Genomic DNA, 19,383 nt, shown 5'->3' with positions numbered 1-19,383 from the left:
GATGCCGCCGCAGACGCGGCGAAAAACCGCCGCACCGGGCGGTTTTTTTGCCCTAGGTTTCGCAGCCTATTCTGCCGGCTGACTTTCCGTCTTCCGCCCGATCGTCTTTGCCCTTTCCCGCAGCCACTGGAAATTCACATAGAGCATCGGGATCAAGAAGATGCCGACCAGTGCTGCTCCCAGCATGCCGCCGAAGACAGCGGTGCCGACGCCGCGGCGGCTGAGCATGCCCGCACCTTGGGCAATGACCAACGGCACCAAGCCCGCGATAAACGCGAAGCTGGTCATCATCACGGCGCGGAACCGTTCGCGGGCGCCCTCGACGGCCGCGTCCGCAATGCCCAATCCTTGCTTTCGCCGCTCCATGGCAAACTCGACGATGAGAATACCGTTCTTCGCAGCCAGGGCGATCAGCACCACGAGACCGATCTGGGCATAGAGGTTGTTGTCGAGACCCGCCACCTTCAACGCCAGCATCGATCCGGCGATACCGGCCGTCACCGACAAAAGCACGGCAATCGGGATCGTCCAGCTTTCGTAAAGACCGACGAGGAACAGATAGGCGAAGAGCACTGCGAGCCCGAGGATCATCGTCGTCTTGCCGCTCGCCTCGATTTCCTGCAGCGCCGTGCCGGTCCATTCATAGCTGTAACCGGCCGGGAGCGTCTTGGCCGACACAGCCTGCATGGCGGCGATCGCTTCGCCGGAACTCCGTCCCGCTGCCGGCCCTCCATTGATCGTCGCACTGGCATAGTTGTTGTAGCGGACGATCAACTGCGGCCCGAGGATCAGGCGCGCCTGCGCAAACGCCCGGATCGGCACCATCTGGCCCTTATTGTTGCGCACGTTGATCCGGTAGATGTCATCGACCTTCGAGCGCTCCGATGCATCCCCTTGAACCGTGACCTGCCATGTGCGGCCAAACAGGTTAAAATCATTGGCATAGGCACTGCCCAGCACCGATTGCAGCACGTTGAAGACATCCGAGACCTCAATGCCAAGCGTCTGGACTTTCTGCCGGTCTATATCGAGATAGAGCTGCGGCGTGTTGGCGGCATAGGTGGTGAACACCTTGCTCAGCGCCGGATCCTGGTTGGCCGCAAAAACCAGCCCACGTGCCGTCTGGGCAATCTCGCTGGCGCTGCCGCCGGTGAGGCTCAATAGCTGATATTCGAAGCCGCTACCCGTGCCGAGACCAATGATCGGCGGCAGATTGTAGACGATGACATTGGCGTCCTTGATCGCCTGCAGTTCGGCGCTGAGCTTGGCAAGCAGGCCGTTGACGGACAGTTCCGCCGTCGTGCGGTCGGCAAACGGCTTCAGCGTGATCACCAGCAATCCCGAGTTCGACTTCACCTGGCCGTCGAGCAGACTGTAACCGACAACCGACATGACGCCGTCAACACCACCGGTCTTGCGGATCATGTCCTCGACCCGCTTGGCAACCTCGTTGGTGCGGTTGACCGAAGCACCATCCGGCAGGACGATTTCGCCGAAGATGGCGCCCTGATCCTCCGACGGCAGGAAGCCCGTCGGTGTTGACTTGATCAGCCAGCCTGTACCGGCGATCAGTCCCACCAACAGCACCAACCCCAAGACGGCGAAGCGGACGAACCGCCGCACCAGCGACGCATAACCATCGCGGGCATAGTCGATCCCCGTCAGCACATAGCGGATCGGGCCACGTTTCGGACCATGATGGGCTTTTAGAAGCACAGCGCAGAGAGCCGGCGACAGCGACAGCGCGTTGATGGCCGAAATCACCATCGACACAGAAACGGCAACGGCAAACTGCCGGAAGAGTTCGCCGGAAATGCCCGGAATGAACGCCACCGGAATGAACACCGACAGCAGAACCAGCGTGATGGCGATAATCGGCGCGGTGATCTCGCCCATGGCAAGCCGCGCGGCTTGCGCCGGCGTGATGCTCGGGTCCTTTTCCAGCTGGGCCTCGACGGCTTCGACCACGACGATCGCGTCATCGACGACGATGCCGATGGCCAGCACAAGCGCCAGCAACGAGACCGTATTGGCCGAAAAGCCGAACGCCATCATTACCGCAAATGTGCCGATCAGCGACACCGGCACGGCGATCAGCGGTATGAGCGTCGCCCGTACGCTGCCGAGAAACAAATAGACGACGATGACGACGAGGATGAAGGCCTCGATCAGGGTCTTGATGACTTCATGAATACTCTCATCGACGAACTTCGTCGTGTCGTAGGTCACCTTGTATTCGACGCCATCCGGAAACGACGGCTTGAGCTTTTCCAGCAGCTGGCCGATGGCCTCGGCCGTAGCGATCGCATTGCCACCGGGCGACTGGTAGATGCCAAGCACCGCCGCTGGCGTACCGTCCTGCCGGCCGATCTGTTCCGCGGTCTTCGAGGTCAACTCGACACGCGCGACATCGCGGATGCGCACGAACGATCCGTCCGGCTGCGCCCGTAGCACGATGCTGCCGAATTCCTCGACTGTGCTGAGGCGCCCCTTTGTCTGAATGGTCAGCTGAAACTGCTGGTCCGGCAGCGCCGGCTGGGCACCGATACGGCCGATGGCCGCCTGAACGTTCTGCCGCTTCAGCGCATCGACAATGTCATTTGGCGTCATGCCGAAACTGGTCAGCCGCTCCGGTGTCACCCAGATGCGCATGCTGTAATCGGACGGCGTCAGCAGCGAGACGTCGCCGACGCCGCTGATCCGTTTCAAGCCGTCAATGATGTTGATGGTCGCGTAGTTCGAGAGGAAGAGCTGGTCCTGCTTGCCGTCCTTCGACGTAAGCGCAATCAATTGCATCAGTGCCGATGATTTCTTCTTGACGCTGATCCCCTGCGCCCGCGCCTCCTGCGGCAGCTGTGCTTCCGCGAGGTTGACGCGGTTCTGCACGTTGACAGCATTGATATCGGGGTCGGTTCCAACGGCAAAGCTGACGGTCAGCGTATAGCTGCCATCATTGCCGCTGGTCGACTTCATGTAGATCATGTTGTCGACGCCGACGACGCGGGATTCGATCGGCTGGGCGACCGATTGCTGAACGATTTCAGCGCTGGCGCCGGGATAGCTGACTGTCACCGATACCTGCGGTGGCACGATGTCGGGAAACTGGGCAATCGGTATGACGCTCAGCGCGACAAGACCTGCAATGGTGATGACGAGCGAGATGACGACCGCAAGCCGTGGCCGATCGATGAAAACCCCAGACAGCATGGCTCAGGACCCTGACTTGACTTCGAGTGGCTCGACAACTTGCCCGGGGCGAACCTGTTGTATGCCCTCGGTCACGATCCTGTCACCGGTGGAAAGCCCCTTGAGGACGGACAGCTCACTGCCCTCCGTCTGGCCCGGCTCGATGCGGCGAACCTCGATCTTGTTCTCGCTGTTGACGACCAGCGCAAACGGTCCGGACTGGTCGATCTGGATGGCCGCCTGCGGCACGACCAGCAATTTTTGCGCGGTGCCGCCTTCGACGGTGACAGTGACGAGCTGGCCATCGATCAGGATCCGGTTCGGATTGGGAAATGTCGCGCGAACCGGGACGGTGTCGGTGCCCTGATCCACAGTCACATCAACAAAATTGACTTTGCCGGGCTCCGCATAGCGCTTGCCATCTGCCAACTCGACATAGACGACTGCCGCTTCGACGGTGCTGCCCAACGTTCCCTTGCCGGCCAGCTTGGCCCGAATGTCCAGAATTTCGCGCTGGGACACCGAAAAGCTCACATAGATCGGATCCTGGCTGACAGTCGTCGCCAGAACATTGCTTGAGGGGCCGATGAAGTTTCCGACGGAATAGGCCGAACGGCCGATGCGTCCGGCAATCGGCGCGCGAATTTCGGTATAGCCGAGATCAAGCTTGGCTTTATCCAGCGCGGCGTTCAATTGCGTGAGACTGCCTTTGGCTTCATTCTGCTTGGCAATGGCCAAATCCAGCTGGTTTTGCGCTGCGGCATTCTTGGCAACAAGCGTTGTCTGCCGCTGGACCTCGATATTCGCCAATGCCAGTCCGGCCTCAGCCGACTCGATCGCACCTTGAGCCTGGACAACCGCAGCCTCGTATTGTCCCTTCTCCATGACAAAGAGCAGATCGCCTTGCTTGACATCCTGACCTTCGGTGAAGAGCCGCTTTTCAAGGAAACCATCGACACGCGCCCGCAACTCGACCTTGTCCACGGCCTCGACGCGGCCGGTGAAGGAAATCGATGGCCGGATATCCTTCTCAACGACCTGGATGACAGAAACGGAGGGCGCAGCAGCGGGCTTGGCGGCCTCCTGAGCCACGGCGCTGCTGCTCATCGCAATCACCGAGATGACCATCGCTGTAGCCGCCAATGATCGATAGGCGCAACCTGCCATTGAATATCCCCCTCAATCGCGTCCGGTAACTGCCCTCACCTTCCTCCGTCCGATGGCAAGTGTCAATCTACGGACATCCTTGACGTTTTCGCTTTCCGGACTGTCCCAATCAAGGACAAAACGCTGAACCTTAAGGACAAATAAGGGCGAAACATCCAAACAATGTTTCGGCCCCGCAAACAGAAAAAGCCGCCCCTTGCGGGACGGCTTTTCCAAAATCATGCAACGATGCGTGAACTTATTCGGCGCTGTCGTCAGCAGCCTTTTTCTTGGCTGGAGCCTTCTTCTTCGGTGCCGTGGCTTCTTCGCCTTCCGCGGCGTCAGCCTTGGCAGCCTTCTTCTTCGGGGCCTTCTTCGTGTCCGAAGCGCCTTCCTCGTCGTCGGCCATCAGTTCTTCCTTGCTGACGGTCTTGTCGGTGACCTTCACTTCGGAGAGCAGGTGATCGACGACCTTTTCTTCGAAGATCGGGGCGCGCAGCGAGGCAGCAGCACCCGGGGTCTTCTGGAAGTAGTCGATGATCTGCTTTTCCTGGCCCGGGAACTGGCGAAGCTGTTCGAACAGCGAACGCTGCATTTCTTCGTCGGTTACCGTTACACCGGCCTTTTCGCCGATTTCCGAGAGGACGAGGCCGAGGCGGACGCGGCGTTCAGCCAGCTTGCGGTACTCGCCGCGGGCTTCTTCTTCCGTCGTGTCTTCGTCGGCGAAGGTCTTGCCGGCCTGTTCCAGGTCGGTGTTGATCTGACGCCAGATATTGTCGAATTCGGCGTCAACGAGGCGCTGCGGCGTGTCGAATTGGTAGAGTTCGTCCAACTGGTCGAGGATCTGACGCTTGACCTTCTGACGGGTCATCGAACCGTACTGGCTTTCGATCTGGCCGCGAACGACTTCCTTCAGCTTGTCCGCCGATTCGAGGCCGAGCTTGGTTGCGAGGTCATCGTTGATTTCGACTTCAGCAGCGGCAGCAACGTCCTTGACGGTGATGTCGAAGGTGGCTTCCTTGCCAGCAAGGTTTGCAGCCGGGTATTCAGCCGGGAAGGTCACATTGATGACCTTCTCGTCGCCAGCCTTCAGGCCAACGAGCTGTTCTTCAAAGCCCGGGATGAAACGGTTGGAGCCGAGAACCAGCTCAGCATCTTCGTCCTTGCCGCCGTCGAAGGCTTCGCCGTCGACCTTGCCGAGGTAATCGATAGTGACGCGGTCGCCGTTGGCGGCCTTGCCCTTCTTGGTTTCATACGTGCGGGCATTTTCAGCGATCTTGAGGATCTGCTCGGTCACTTCGGCTTCGTCGATATCAACGACTTCGCGGGTCACCTTGATGCCGCTGACGTCCTTGAGTTCGATCGCCGGGATGATTTCGTAAGCCAGCGTGAATTCGAAATCGGCTTCAGCGCTGAGGATCTTGTCCGCTTCGGCTTCGTTCTCGGTCATCGCGATTTCCGGCTGCGTCGCAGACTTTTCGCCGCGCTCAGACAGGATTTCAGTCGGCTTTTCGCGAACGAGCTCGTTGACGAGCTCAGCCATGATCGACTTGCCGTACATCTTCTTCAGATGGGCGAAAGGCACCTTGCCCGGACGGAAACCGTTGATGCGGACCTTGTCCTTGGTTTCGGCGAGACGCTCGTTCATACGAGCTTCCATGTCCTTGGCCGGGATAACGACCTTGAGTTCGCGCTTCAGCCCTTCAGCGAGCGTTTCGATAACCTGCATGTTCAAACCTTTATTTCACGTTGACAGGGCTCTGTCGGTGTTCTTGTACACGAGCACTTGAGCCGATCCATTTGCCGGGAGTGGCTTTACGCAAATCAGTCACCGTTTTGCAAGCAAAATGGCGCCGTCCTCTCGATCGACGCCAAGGCAAGCCCTGGACGTCCTTTTATTCTGGTGCGGGTAGAGAGACTTGAACTCCCACGCCTTACAGCACCAGAACCTAAATCTGGCGTGTCTACCAATTTCACCATACCCGCGTTCAGAAAAACCGCAGCGCCTGCTCACGTCGGCACAGAAAAGTCTTAGGCGACAACGCCTGCAACAGACCTGCACCGGGTTCAGGGCGTTCCCGAGCGCGGCGTCTCTATATCACCCGTTTCCAAGGGATCAAAGGAAAAATAGGGTTGAGTGGAAAAATGCGGCTTTTGTCGTGTTCCTGTCACCTGCCGGCCAAGAAACCGAATCCAACCCTCAATAAAGTGGCTCCTCATAGAGCGGCTTGCCATCGATCGCGATCAGACGGATCTGCATCCGGCCGCCGTCATCGACCCGAGCGGTCACCGACAGGGCGCTGGCATTGCGCGCTTCCTCCAGAACCTTGCCCTCACCTTCCGGCACATAATAGCGCTCGATACCGTAATCGACATTCAGCGAAGCCTGCGGGCTATCCGGCGTGGGGTAAAAATAGAATGGCGCGCTGCGGGCAATGACGCTGCCCTCCTTTGGCGCAAGGCTGCTGAAGGACGCTTCCGCAACACCCCAAAAACCGTCCGGTTGCGTTTCCAGGCGCACGGAGAGCTGCGCGTCGGTTGCCTCGGTGGGAAAGCCGCCGGTCACCTTGTCGGCCGGAATGGTCGAGATATCGTAGGATAAAATGACATAGTCGCCGCGCAGCAAGTCGCGCGGATCGACGGGAACTGTCTTCAGCACCACATCGACACCGTTGCGCAGGATCGATGCGCGGCTCTCGATCATGTAGCCAAGGAAGGCAGTCTGCAGCAAAGCCACCAGGATCGCAGCGAATAACGGCCTCATCAACGGATTGCTGCTCATGCCGCGCTCCCTTCCACTGTGGTTTTGGATGAAAGCCGCTTTTCCAGCCGAATGACCAGCCAGGCGATCAGGGCGACGACGACACCGGCAATCAGGAAAAAGCCGGATGTACCAAGAATGCTGCCCAACGTCTCGGACGCCAGATAAAGGGTCTCGGCCGCAAACACTGCATAACCAAGAAATCGGACAGCGCCATTCAGCCGGCCGGCGATGGCAATACCGCCAAGTGCCACTGCAAGCGTCGTTGCTCCAATCGCGATCTCCTGCCCAAGACCATCGACTTCCGTATGCAAGGCGGCCAGCCCCATCACGGCCAGCGCAAAGCTATAGAACGCCGGTGCGGCTCCGGCATCGCGGGCAAAACGATAGAGCGGCGACAGGGGAAGGCTCGCCACCAGGAACGCCACCAGGCCGGCCCCGAACAGAAGACCAGCAACCCAAACCTCCGGCAGCTCGATGTAAAACCATCCGAGCCAGGCCAAGGCGAGAAGGTATGCAAGATGCCGGGCAATGCCGGCATTGGTGTAGCGAACCAATGCGATGACAACGACGATCAGCAGCGGCACGAGGTAGATATAACCGTTCCCTTCGAAGGACGCATCGTTATCGACCACCAATTCGCCGAACACCGCCCAGGCCAGGAAACCGCAGAGCACCGCAAGCGCGGCGGAGCGAAAAGTTATTGCCGCGACGCAGGCTGCCGCGAACCAGACGAGCAGCGCATCCGTCGCATCGCCTGACAGGTGGTACATTTGCCCGACCAGCGCGATCGCACCCCCGAAGGTCATGGTCGCAAGCACCAGCAATGCGGCACCCATTGCCTTAAACCCACGGCCCAGGCAGGCGGCACCTGCCAGATAAAAGACCCAGATGAGGCCAACGATACCGGCGACGCGCAGGAGGCGTGGGATCGCTTCCCAGTTGGCGGCAACCAGCAGCAGGATAGCAGCCGATAGCAAGATAGCAGCCAGAACCAGAAGAACCCTGCCCGCGCTGAAAACGGTTTCGCGGGCATCATATTCGGCCAGCATTGCCTTTGCGGCTGCGGGGTCCAGCATCCCCTTGGAAACCCAGGTGTTGAAGTCTTTTTCGATCCGTCCCCGGTACATCGACCGATCCCCCTGCATGCGCGTGTTGGGCAACACATATCATAGGAATCAACAATTCCTAGATCAGCAGCGCTCGTGCAGGACCAATCGCAGACGGGTAAATTCCTTTCGAATCAAACACCACCGCACTCCGCACTTCGCCTCATCATTTTCAGCAACGCGCCGACACGGTTGACTGACCGAATTTCGGAGGCCGGATCATCGTTAACGAAGCATGAAGGTTTGCATGCGATCATGATGTCTTTGAAGCATTCGAGGTGAAACCACCAAGGCCATGCGCAAGCTGCATATCATCCATGAGAATATTGCACTGCACAAATGACGCCTCCGCAACTATCTTGAATTCAAGAAGACGGCACGAGATCAGCGAAAGCGATCGGGGCCGTCAGCGGCAAGGCCAGCCGCTTCCGCTCAAAAGTGGAAAAGGCCAGCAAACTGAAAGGTTCGCTTTATAGAATTCGGACTGGCGCATTCCTCCTCCCAGCGCCATTCCGATCCGATGGGCAACACTCCTCCTCCCAGTTGCTCATCCCCTTAAATGACGCCCGCTGGATCTCCTCCCCCAGCGGGCGTTATTCGTTTCAGCCTCATCACAAAACCTTTATTTTCCGGGCTTTGTTCTGCGCCGGGCGCGCAGTTGCTGAAAATTTGACCAGGCCAGCGCTATAAAATCTCGCCAGCTATGCGCGCTCCACATGGGTGCCATTCGGCATTGTCTCTACACATTCTCGCCGGCGACAATTATCTTAAATACAGCTTCAGGGCAGCGCACCCCTCCTCCCAGCGCGCCCTGATGGGATCGGCAACACTCCTCCTCCCAGTTGTCGATCAGAACAAGCAACGCCCGTCGGACCTCCTCCCCTGACGGGCGTTGTTTTTTGTTCACCACCCCCACGGCATCAACGCCTCATTCTTTAGCGATCACGTACGCGCATAGAATTTGGTCAAGTTGTGGCCACTGAGCAGATAGAGGCTTGCAAGAAGCGCATGGGTGCGATGCAGCATTGTCTCTGTAATTTCGGGGTGGAACGGCCTATATTCCAACCATCAGATGAGGGCCAGCACGGTGCTGGCAAACCTAGAAAGGACCAGCATCATGAATATCGCTCGCTCATTCAACAATTGGCGCAAGTATCGTCAGACCTGCAACGAACTCGGTCGCATGACCGACCGCGAACTGAACGATCTCGGCATCGGCCGTGGCGACATCCAGTACGTTGCCCGTCAGGCAGTCAAGTAAGTCTCGCAACCGGCTGGTTCTTCCAGCCTGATGCGCAGCGACCAAACGCCCTCCGGCTCAAACCGGCGGGCGTTTTTTTTCGTCCAGATTCTGCCCGCAGGGTTTGGACGGCCTGACTGCCCATCCCGCCCCCAGTCAGAGATCAACCATAGCTTTCGACGCAGTGCAGCATATCAGCGACTGCCTATTTTCGTTGCAACAGCATACTCGGCACGCCATGCCGTGCAATCCGGCTAGCAACCCACTCCGCAACACAATTTCACCACAAAAAACACACCTAAAAAACAAACGGTTAAATGAATTCCGGCTTCACGGACAGCACTGTTAACCTATGGCTTCTTTTTCATCATTCGAAAAAAATGCCCAGCGAAACAGCATCGCATTGCACAAACGCATAGCAGATGCATTTTCTTTGCACTCCATCTTTTCCCGCGAAAGGCGTACAAGGATGTCAACGAAGCAGGCAATCACTGCACTGCTCATTTATATCTCTCAAGGAAAAGATCATGAACCCGATTCGTATCGCAAAAAGCTGGATCAACTACCGCCGTACCGTTGCTGAACTTGGCAACCTGTCCAACCACGCCCTGACGGACATCGGTATCACCCGCTTCGACATCCGCAACATCGCTTCGCGTTCCTTCCGTTAATCGGACCCAGTCCGTTGACCGGGCCGGGAATGTCGAGTGACTAAAAACGGCACCACACGGTGCCGTTTTTGATTCCGGGCTTGCGTCGATATCAACCGCACGGAACCGGTTTCCTTCCTGCCCGCCTTGCTCTAATAAACGGCGCATGACAGATACATCCCCACACTCCCCCATCCACGTTATCGGCGGTGGCCTCGCAGGCTCCGAAGCCGCCTGGCAGATCGCCGAGGCAGGCATTCCGGTTATTCTCCACGAGATGCGCGGCGTCCGTGGCACGGATGCCCACAAGACCGACGGCCTTGCCGAACTGGTCTGTTCCAACTCCTTCCGCTCCGATGACGCCACCAGCAATGCCGTCGGCGTCCTGCACGCAGAGATGCGGCTTGCCGGTTCGCTGATCATGTCCTGCGCCGACAAGAACCAGGTTCCGGCAGGTGGAGCGCTGGCTGTTGATCGGGATGGCTTCTCCGATGCGGTGACAGCGGCGATCGATAGTCATCCGCTGATTACCGTTGTGCGCGAGGAAGTCAGCGGTTTGCCGCCGAAGGAATGGGATCTGGCTGTTATCGCCACCGGCCCGTTGACGGCGCCTTCGCTTGCAACGGCGATCCAGACGGAAACCGGCGCCGACGCGCTGGCCTTCTTTGATGCCATCGCCCCGATCATCCATACCGAGAGCATCGATATGGATATCTGCTGGTTCCAGTCCCGCTACGACAAGGTCGGACCGGGCGGCACGGGCAAGGACTATATAAACTGCCCGATGGACGAGGCTCAGTACAATGCCTTCGTCGATGCGCTGATCGCCGGTGACAAGACCGGTTTCAAGGAATGGGAAGGCACGCCCTATTTCGATGGCTGCCTGCCGATCGAGGTCATGGCCGAGCGCGGCCGCGAAACCCTGCGTCATGGCCCGATGAAGCCGATGGGCCTCACCAACGCCCATAACCCCACGGTCAAGGCCTATGCCGTCGTGCAGCTTCGCCAAGACAATGCGCTTGGCACGCTCTACAATATGGTCGGTTTCCAGACGAAGCTGAAATACGGCGCGCAGGCGGAAGTGATCCGGATGATTCCCGGGCTTGAGAAAGCCGAATTCGCCCGCCTCGGCGGCCTGCACCGCAACACCTATATCAATTCACCAGTGCTGCTCGACAGATCGCTGACGCTGAAGACACGGCCAGGCCTGCGATTCGCCGGCCAGATCACCGGCTGCGAAGGGTATGTCGAAAGCGCCAGCATCGGCCTGCTCGCCGGCCGTTTCGCTGCCGCAGAGCGCAAGGGCCAATCACTGCCGCTTCCTCCGGAGACCACCGCCTTCGGCTCGCTGCTCAACCACATCACGGGCGGCCATATCGTTTCGGATGACGAACCGGGAAAACGCTCGTTCCAGCCGATGAACATCAATTTCGGACTGTTCCCGCTGCTTGAGCCGGGCGCCATCGTCAAGCCCGAAGGCGTCAAGCGCTTTCGCGGCAAGGACAAGACCGTGATGAAGAAGCAGCTGGTGGCGCAGCGGGCGCTGGACGATTGCGCAGCCTGGCTGAAGACAGTTTAGAAGGTTTGACGCAATTCCGGACGCAACCGCTACGCACTTTTGCTGGAATTGCTCTAATCCGTCGGAAGAACCGCAAATTCGGACTGCGGCTTGAAACTCCCGAGCAGCCAGAGAGAAACCTCTGCTGCTATTTCCGGGCTTGCAAACTCATAGACACCGTCGAGGTAGCAAAATTCGCTGAAGTGCACTTTCAGGCCACGCCCGCTATCGGAATTGCCGACATTCACCTTGCCGGCTTCGATCAGATGGCACACGAAATGCGTGCCATGAGCTGCCATGAAACCGGCTTTTCCGTCATGCAGGCGGACGAAATAGGCTTTCTCATCCACTGTGGAGTGAATGGCCCTGATCGCTTCTTCGGGAAAGGCCCGTCCAAAATCGAGGATTGCCACACCGGCATCTGGCTCACGCCGGTCGCTTTCGGCACGCGCCTTCATCCGCATGTAAAAAAAACCTGCGAGCACGATGCAGATAATGACAATCGGCCAACCCATGGCGCCGACTCCCTTTTACAGTTCATGACAATAACACGGTGCGACCCTAAAAGGCGAACCTTGCGCCAATGTGCCCGCCGGTATCGCGCAACAGCATTGACGAATATAAAAGACGCCGTCTGCGTTTTACCATCTGCCGCTGCGGGCCGCCTTCCACATCCACCATTGCCGGCGCCATTGTGGCGGCACGATCGAATGTTCGAACAATTTTGATCCAGCCCGCTCGGCACGATCGAAAACCGGCTCTGCCAGCGCCAATGCAGTGAACGCATAACGATTAACCGGCGAAATGGTACCGGCAGCCGCCCGGGCCTTGGCAAGGTGCTCGCGGCCAAGACCGGCAAACGCGCGGATGGCCAGGCTGACGGACTGTTCGTTGTCGCCTAAGAGGAAACTGTCGCGATCAAGCCCGGTCGCGGCCAGCAATTCGGCCGGGAAGTAGACCTGGCCACGCCGACGATGCAGTGGCAGAAGCAGAAGAAGGCCGGCAATCGCCTGGGCAACGCCGGCATGACCGGCCGCAGACGCCGAGTTCTGCGCCTGTGCGGGATCGAGAATCAGACTTGCCAGCTGAATGAGCGCCGATGCCGTTTCGCCCGCATAGCCTTCGAGCGACGCACGGCTTTCCATCGGATCGTCATAGAGATCGAAGATGCGGGCATCGATCATGTTCTGCAGCACCGGGACTGGCAGATTGTGGCTCTTCACGCAGGCAAGCAGCGCCTCGGCCAGCGGGTTGCCCTCACCGCTCGCGCCGGTTGGGTCATCGAGCACATCGCGCCACCATTGCAGCCGGATTTCGCCGGGCAGCGGCTCACGCACGAGATCGCGCACGCGGGCAATCTCCGCGTGGAAAGCATAGAGCGCCGAAAGCGGACCGCGTTTGTCCTGCGGCGACAGGAGACAGGCGAGATAGCGATCGCGGTCGCTGTCGCGCAATGCAGCGAGACTGAAGTCGTAGACGGGCTGCGGAACAAGGGCAGTATTTTCTGGCATGTGCATCGTTCAGACGACAATGAAGGCGGCGGCGACGGCGCGTTCTTCGGCAAGCATGATGTTATAGGTTCGGATGGCAGCACCCGTGCTCATCGGATCGGATGAAATCCCATGTTCCTTGAACGCCGCCTTCAAGGCAGCCGGCAAAGGCCTGATGTCCTTGCCGGTGCCCACGAGAATAACCTCTATATCAGCCGCTTCCTCGAAAACCCGCTGAAAATTTTCAACGGTCAACGGATCGCCTTCCACCATGTCCCAGCCGTAGATTCCCGAGGGCAGCATCAGTAGCGAGCCACGATGGGACATTTCGGCAAACCGAAAACCGCCATTGCCATAACTGTCGATCGGCGCCCGGCCCGGAAAATGGGCCTTACGGATTTCGATGGGTTTTCGCATGTTACTGCGCTCCCCGGGCCGGCTGTACACCAATGCCGCCGGTTTTTTCAGCATCACCCGGTGTTCCGTGCCGCAGCTTGAACAGGATGAGAACCGGACCCGCAACATAGATCGACGAGAACGTGCCGACAGCCACACCGAACAGCATCACGAACGCAAAAGACTGGATCGCCTCGCCGCCGAACAGACACAAGGCTGCCAGCGCCAGCATCGTCGTGGCCCCGGTGAGCACGGTGCGCGACAAGGTCTGGTTGATCGACGTGTCGAGCAGGATCGGCAAGGGCATGCGCGGATATCGCCTGAGATTTTCGCGAACGCGGTCATAGACGACAACGGTATCGTTGAGCGAATAACCGACGATCGTCAGCAGAGCTGCGATGCTTGTCAGATTGAACTCCATGCCGGTCACGACAAACAGACCGATGGTCAGAAGGACGTCATGCAGCGTGGCGACGATGGCGCCTGCAGCAAACTGCCATTCGAACCGGACCCAGATATAGATCAGGATCGCCAGAAGCGAAGCCAGCACGCCGATAGTAGCCGCCGTAGTCAGGTCGCCGGAAACCGACGGTCCGACGACTTCGACGCGGCGGAACTCGTATTGATCCTCAAGCTCGCCCCGGATCATGATCACCGATGTCTGCTCGGCATTCTCGCCGCCATCACGCGAATGCACCCGAACCACCACATCCTGTGGCGAGCCGAACGGTTTTACCGTGACGTCACCAATGTTCAGTTCATAGAGGCGGCCGCGAATATCCTCGATATCTGCATTGCCCTCACGTGCCTTCAGCTCGATCACCGAGCCGCCGGAAAAATCGATGCCGAGATTGATGCCGAGCGCGCCGAACAAAAGCATGCTGACGACCGACAAAAGCGCTGTCAGCGAGAAGACATAATTGCGGATCGCCATGAACCGCAGTGCGGCACCATCGAATATTCCGGTGCGAATACCATCCGGCAGGGCCGTCGGACGGCGGCGATCGACCCAGATTTCGAGCATGACCCGCGTCAGGGTAAAGGCGGTGAACAGCGTGGTGACGATACCAATGGCAAGCGTCACGGCAAATCCGCGCACCGAACCCGTTCCAAGGAACAGCAGGATGATGGCGGCAATCAGCGTGGTGATGTTGGCATCGACGATGGCGGCAAAGGCGCGCGAGAAACCATATTGCAGAGCGTCACGCACAGAGCGTCCCTGCCGTACCTCTTCGCGGATGCGTTCATAGATCAGAACGTTCGAATCGACCGCCATGCCGATGGTCAGTACGATTCCGGCGATGCCAGGCAGCGTCAAAGGCAACCCCGTGGCGGTCAGAACGGCAATGATCATCACCACGTTGAGAGCGACGGCGAGGCTCGCAACCGCGCCGAACAGCCCGTAAAAACCAACCATGAAGGCGATGACGAGCACGGCGCCGATTGCGCCGGCCGTGATAATCGAATGGATGGAATCGGCGCCGCGTCCCGCTCCGATCGAACGTTCCTCGACAACGGTGAGCGGCGTCGGCAAGGCTCCGGCGCGCAACAGCAGTGCCAGATCGTCCGCCCCTTCCGGGCTCATGTCCGCGACAAGCTGGACTGTACCATCGGTGATCGCCTTGCGCACCAAGGGCGTCGCAATCACCGCGCCGTCCAGAACGATGGCGACCGTTGTGCCGGAATTGTCGGCAGTCGCCTGCGCAAACCGAGTGGTGCCTTCGGCTCCGAGCCGCAGGTTGACAACGGGGTTGCCGGACTGGGCATTGACCGCTGATTGGGCGTCGATGATATCGCCGTTGTCGATGATGGGCTGGCGGCGCAGCAGGTAGCCGATCGGCGGGTCGTCGGCCGAATAGAGAACTTCCGAACTGACCGGCGGCTGGCCGTTGACCACATCCTGGACCGGCATCGACATATCGATGCTGCGAAACGACAATATTCCGGCCTGACCGAGGATATATTTGATCTGCTCGGGATCATAACGCCCGGGAATCTGGACGATGATCCGGTCGCCACCCTGCCTGCGGATCTTCGGCTGCAGGGAACCGAGCTCCGTCAGGCGCCGGTGCAAAACCGTGATCGCGCTGTCGAGTGTGGCAGAGATCCTGTGATTGATGCCGTCATCGGTGACAGCGATCGAAAAGGCTCCATCGGGAGAATTCTCGACAGTGACTTCGCTGAAGTCGGTCTTCGTCAGGCCGGTGGCCTTGACCAGATCGGTCAGGGCCTTCAATGCCGCCCGCGCAGCATCGGCCTGGGCCGGGTCGCGAAGACGAAGCTGAATCGCCTGCCCGGTTCCCGACAGTCCGGAATAACCGATGCCGGCAGCGCGAAGGCGCGTGCCGACATCATTGATAACAGCCTGAAGGCGGGTCTTGACGACATCTTCCCGTTCGACCTTCAGCGTGATCTGCGATCCGCCCTGAAGGTCGAGGCCGAGCATCATCTGCTTCTTCGGAAGCCAGTTCGGCAGCGTATCCAGCTTGGCGGTCGAAACTGCGTTCGGCAGGGCGACCAGAATGCTGAACAGCACGACGAGCCAAACGATGATGGTTTTCCAGCGGGAAAAATACGGCATGAAGCTCTCAAAGGTAATGTCGTTACAAGGTGACCAGTGTGCCCGGCCTCCCCCGCAAGCTTATTCCTTGACAGGTTCGCCCTTCACCCGGACTTCGGATACACCACTGCGTACCACACGAATCTTCACGCCGTCAGCTATTTCGACTTCGAGTTCACTGTCATCGACGACCTTCGTCACCTTGCCGAGAATTCCACCACCGGTGACGACCTGATCGCCGCGGCGGATGTTCTTCAGCAGTTCCTCGCGGCGCTTCATGTTGGCGCGCTGCGGACGGATGATCAGGAAGTACATCACGACGAAGATCAGCAGGAACGGCAGGATGGACATGAGAATATCAGCGCCGCCGGCGCTTGCGCCGGGTGCCGTCTGGGCGAATGCCTCGGTAATGAACATCAATCACTCCTTGAATGCAGTTTGGCGGACGGATGCCCGCGTTTCGGATCGCCGGAATATAGGAAAGGCTGATTTCAATGCAACAACAGACCAACCGGCTTCTGCCTTCAGCCTCATACATGAAATCGGCCCGAGGAGAAGCTCTTTCTACCGGATTTCACGCCTTTTACCGTTAGGTCAGCCATGCTACCGGACAGGTTGGCCCCACAGCCAAAATCCTAGTCACCAGCGGGGAAGCTCTCATGCAGGACACAAAAATAGACCTTCTGATTGCCGAAATGCGCAAGCTGTCGGCTGCCATCGAGCGGATCGCCGGTCCATCCCCTGCCGTCAACGACTGGGATGCGGCTGAATGCTTCGTCTGGTCGCCCCAGCGCCTGCATCTCCAGCCGGTGACCAAGCCGAACCGTGTCGAGCTCAAGCTGATCCAAAGCGTTGATCATGTCCGCGATATCCTGTTCGACAATACGCTTCGGTTCGCACAAGGTTTTCCGGCCAACAACGTGCTGCTCTGGGGCGCGCGCGGCATGGGAAAGTCCTCGCTGGTCAAGGCGGTTCACGCCAGCGTCGCTGCGGATGCAGGCGTTCGTCTGAAACTGGTGGAAGTGCATCGCGAAGATATCGCTACGCTGCCGACCCTGATGGAAATCCTGAAGACCGCGCCGGTCCCGGTCATCGTCTTCTGCGACGACCTGTCCTTCGATCACGACGATACATCCTACAAATCGCTGAAAGCCGTGCTCGACGGCGGCATTGAGGGCCGGCCGGCCAATGTTCTGCTCTATGCAACATCCAATCGCCGGCATCTGTTGCCACGACATATGATGGAAAACGAGCAATCGACGGCGATCAATCCATCCGAGGCAGTCGAAGAAAAGGTCTCGCTGTCCGACCGCTTTGGGCTCTGGCTCGGGTTCTACAAATGCAGCCAGGACGACTATCTGGCGATGATCGACGGTTATGCCGCTCATTTCGGCTTAGAGGCCGACCCCAAGCAGCTTCACGCCGACGCACTGGAATGGAGCACGACGCGCGGCGCGCGCTCCGGCCGTGTCGCCTGGCAGTTCATCCAGGATCTGGCCGGCCGCTCGCAGAAGAAAATCGATCTGGTCTGAACGCAGAAAAGCCCCGAAACGGGGCTTTTCTTTTTGCTCAGTGAATGGTGGCGCCAGACTACTCGAGGAACGTCGCCGGGTTGACCGCGCTGGCATTCTTGCGCACCTCGAAGTGAACCTGCGGCTGTGTCGCCGTGCCGCTCATGCCGGATGCTGCCAGCGTCTGGCCGCGCTGGATCTTCTGGCCGCGCTGAACTTTCAGCTCCGACGCATTGCCGTAAACCGTAACCGTGCCGTCGTCGTGGCGAACCAGAACGGCATTGCCGAGTTCCTTCAGGCTGCTGCCGGAATAGATGACCACACCGTTTTCGGCTGCCTTGATCGGCGTGCCTTCGGGAACCGAGATGTTGATACCGTCGTTACGATTGCCTTCGACATTGGCGCCGTAGCCGGCAATGACCGCACCGCGAACCGGCCAGCGATATTTGCTGATGCCTGTGGCCTTCGGCGACGCCTCGGTCGTGTCCTCTTTTGACGCGACTTCCGTCACCGACTGCTTGGCGACAGGCGCCGTATATTCGGCCGGCTTGTTGCCGTCAGCCTTGGCAACCTTCGCGTCGGCCTTCTTCGGAACAGACGCCGTGACGACCTGATCCGCACCCGAAGCATTGCCACCCGGAATTTTCAACGTCTGGCCGATGCGGATTGCAGCACTGGTCAGGCCGTTTTCCTTGCGTAGCGCATCAACCGATACACCGTTCGCCTTGGCAATCCGGTTGATAGAATCACCGGCCTTGACCGTATAAGTGCCGCCCTGGCCGTTGCCATCGCCGGAAACCGGCTGCTTACCAGCGGCCATATCGGTGCGGTTGACGCCCTTTTCACGGGACTGGGACTGGCCGGGCAGGATTGCCACGTCGCGGCTATCCGGCTGACCCGGGATATTCTTCTGCTTGTCGACATCAAGGCTGGCGGCAGCGTCCGATGCGGACGCCTTGGCAGCACTGCCGGCAACACCGAAGGTCGGGATCAGAATACGCTGACCAGGTTCCGCCTGGGATGAAGACGTCAGGCCGTTAGCCTTGAGGATTTCCTTCTCCGGCACACCGAAACGCTTGGAGAGCGTCGCGACCGTATCGCCCTGGCGCAGGAGGACAGCAGGCGCATTCGTTGTCGACCAGCCCCCCTTGGATGTCGTCGCCGTTGAGATCGGATCGGCATTGAGCTTCTGCTCGGCCTTTGCCGTTTCACGCGCCGCTGGGAATGGCTGGGAGAGCGAGCTGTCACGGGTTTTAGCCGTAGGATCAGCAAGAACCCCGCGCTGAACGTTGATGGGCGTCGAAGCTTCCCGAGCTCGAGAAACCGGCGCCGACGCAGTGTTCACCGGATCAGGGAATGGCTGACTGACCGCCTCTTGACGATTGACCTGACCCACTGGCGCCGCTGCCAGACTGCCACCCTGCACATCGCTGCGCGGAATGGGAACATTGCTGCCGGCGATGGAGTTGGTCGTCAGGTTATCCGACTTGGAGAAGAGACCTCCGAAGCGTGATGCATCCGAGCTACAGCCGGTGGCAACACTTGCCAGCAACACCGCCGCAAGCAGGCGAACGACGGACTTTCCCACACTTGACGAAACTCTAATACGCATGACACTTTACCCACTTGGAACACAACTCGGTGTAAAATGATTAAAACGCATTAGAGTTACCGCGCGGTTAAAACCGATATTAGCTTCTACTTTTTTTGATGAATTGATAACCATGATCGCAAGCCGCCGTCGCGGACGCTCGCGACTGGGCCTCGTGACTTGGC

At 59.0% G+C, this 19,383-nt stretch carries 16 protein-coding genes and 1 tRNA gene; 4 read left to right on the top strand and 13 right to left on the bottom strand.

Translation table 11 applies throughout. The features are described from left to right. Positions 1-66 precede the first annotated feature (66 nt). The 6 genes from ACP7E0_RS17050 to ACP7E0_RS17025 all read right to left on the bottom strand — a co-directional run bounded on the left by ACP7E0_RS17050 (position 67) and on the right by ACP7E0_RS17025 (position 8,223). Positions 67-3,207 carry an efflux RND transporter permease subunit gene (locus ACP7E0_RS17050; RefSeq protein ID WP_426126227.1) on the bottom strand — a complete coding sequence of 1,047 codons (3,141 nt, stop codon included), beginning with the start codon at positions 3,205-3,207 and terminating at the stop codon, positions 67-69. 3 nt (positions 3,208-3,210) lie between these two features. Beyond that, on the bottom strand, positions 3,211-4,293 hold the full coding sequence (locus tag ACP7E0_RS17045) for an efflux RND transporter periplasmic adaptor subunit (protein WP_426126226.1): 1,083 nt from the start codon (positions 4,291-4,293) through the stop codon (positions 3,211-3,213). A gap of 298 nt (positions 4,294-4,591) precedes the next feature. After that, positions 4,592-6,061, bottom strand: coding sequence for a trigger factor (tig, locus tag ACP7E0_RS17040; RefSeq protein WP_426126225.1), 1,470 nt, complete (start codon positions 6,059-6,061; stop codon positions 4,592-4,594). Between the two features lie 172 nt (positions 6,062-6,233). Continuing rightward, positions 6,234-6,318, bottom strand: a tRNA-Leu gene (locus ACP7E0_RS17035). Positions 6,319-6,532: 214 nt separating this feature from the next. Then, positions 6,533-7,114, bottom strand: coding sequence for a GDYXXLXY domain-containing protein (locus ACP7E0_RS17030; RefSeq protein ID WP_426126224.1), 582 nt, complete (start codon positions 7,112-7,114; stop codon positions 6,533-6,535). Beyond that, the gene (locus ACP7E0_RS17025) at positions 7,111-8,223 is read right to left on the bottom strand and encodes a DUF2157 domain-containing protein (RefSeq protein ID WP_426126223.1); all 1,113 of its coding nucleotides are present in this window, start codon (positions 8,221-8,223) and stop codon (positions 7,111-7,113) included. The genes ACP7E0_RS17030 and ACP7E0_RS17025 overlap by 4 nt, the downstream gene beginning before the upstream one ends. A 1,096-nt stretch (positions 8,224-9,319) precedes the next feature. Between ACP7E0_RS17025 and ACP7E0_RS17020 the strand changes: the two genes are divergently transcribed. Next, positions 9,320-9,463 carry a DUF1127 domain-containing protein gene (locus ACP7E0_RS17020; RefSeq protein WP_018325257.1) on the top strand — a complete coding sequence of 48 codons (144 nt, stop codon included), beginning with the start codon at positions 9,320-9,322 and terminating at the stop codon, positions 9,461-9,463. Between the two features lie 324 nt (positions 9,464-9,787). Here the strand turns inward: ACP7E0_RS17020 and ACP7E0_RS17015 are convergent, their stop codons facing one another. Next, complete coding sequence (locus ACP7E0_RS17015) at positions 9,788-9,946, bottom strand: hypothetical protein (protein WP_426126222.1); 159 nt, start codon at positions 9,944-9,946, stop codon at positions 9,788-9,790. 23 nt (positions 9,947-9,969) lie between these two features. On the opposite strand from ACP7E0_RS17015, the gene ACP7E0_RS17010 reads away from it, so the two are divergent. Both ACP7E0_RS17010 and trmFO read left to right on the top strand, forming a co-directional pair. Further along, positions 9,970-10,113 carry a DUF1127 domain-containing protein gene (locus ACP7E0_RS17010; protein ID WP_081927849.1) on the top strand — a complete coding sequence of 48 codons (144 nt, stop codon included), beginning with the start codon at positions 9,970-9,972 and terminating at the stop codon, positions 10,111-10,113. Positions 10,114-10,258: 145 nt separating this feature from the next. Further along, entirely contained in the window at positions 10,259-11,671 is a 1,413-nt protein-coding gene (gene trmFO / locus ACP7E0_RS17005) for a methylenetetrahydrofolate--tRNA-(uracil(54)-C(5))-methyltransferase (FADH(2)-oxidizing) TrmFO (protein WP_426126221.1), read from the top strand. Between the two features lie 53 nt (positions 11,672-11,724). On the opposite strand, the gene ACP7E0_RS17000 is transcribed toward trmFO, so the two are convergent. The 5 genes from ACP7E0_RS17000 to yajC form a co-directional block, all read right to left on the bottom strand. Beyond that, positions 11,725-12,165, bottom strand: coding sequence for a hypothetical protein (locus ACP7E0_RS17000; RefSeq protein ID WP_426126220.1), 441 nt, complete (start codon positions 12,163-12,165; stop codon positions 11,725-11,727). A 126-nt stretch (positions 12,166-12,291) separates the two neighbouring features. Further along, positions 12,292-13,161, bottom strand: a complete 870-nt coding sequence (locus ACP7E0_RS16995) for a phytoene/squalene synthase family protein (protein WP_426126219.1) — start codon at positions 13,159-13,161, stop codon at positions 12,292-12,294. Between the two features lie 9 nt (positions 13,162-13,170). Further along, complete coding sequence (locus ACP7E0_RS16990; protein WP_426126218.1) at positions 13,171-13,557, bottom strand: Mth938-like domain-containing protein; 387 nt, start codon at positions 13,555-13,557, stop codon at positions 13,171-13,173. 1 nt (position 13,558) lies between these two features. Further along, positions 13,559-16,117: a protein translocase subunit SecDF gene (gene secDF / locus ACP7E0_RS16985; RefSeq protein WP_426126217.1), complete on the bottom strand. Its 2,559-nt coding sequence runs from the start codon at positions 16,115-16,117 to the stop codon at positions 13,559-13,561. Between the two features lie 60 nt (positions 16,118-16,177). Continuing rightward, positions 16,178-16,513 (bottom strand): preprotein translocase subunit YajC, encoded by a 336-nt coding sequence (gene yajC, locus ACP7E0_RS16980; RefSeq protein WP_113243607.1) that lies wholly within the window; start codon positions 16,511-16,513, stop codon positions 16,178-16,180. A 242-nt stretch (positions 16,514-16,755) separates the two neighbouring features. Between yajC and ACP7E0_RS16975 the strand changes: the two genes are divergently transcribed. Continuing rightward, positions 16,756-17,628 (top strand): ATP-binding protein, encoded by an 873-nt coding sequence (locus ACP7E0_RS16975; RefSeq protein WP_426126216.1) that lies wholly within the window; start codon positions 16,756-16,758, stop codon positions 17,626-17,628. A gap of 58 nt (positions 17,629-17,686) precedes the next feature. On the opposite strand, the gene ACP7E0_RS16970 is transcribed toward ACP7E0_RS16975, so the two are convergent. After that, positions 17,687-19,219: a peptidoglycan DD-metalloendopeptidase family protein gene (locus tag ACP7E0_RS16970; RefSeq protein ID WP_426126215.1), complete on the bottom strand. Its 1,533-nt coding sequence runs from the start codon at positions 19,217-19,219 to the stop codon at positions 17,687-17,689. Positions 19,220-19,383 lie beyond the last annotated feature (164 nt).

The sequence above is a fragment of the Pararhizobium sp. PWRC1-1 genome, assembly GCF_049897905.1.
In the GTDB taxonomy this organism is placed as follows: domain Bacteria; phylum Pseudomonadota; class Alphaproteobacteria; order Rhizobiales; family Rhizobiaceae; genus Pararhizobium.
The sequence above is the reverse complement of the archived record's forward strand: the minus strand, read 5'-3'. Positions and strand labels throughout refer to the sequence as shown.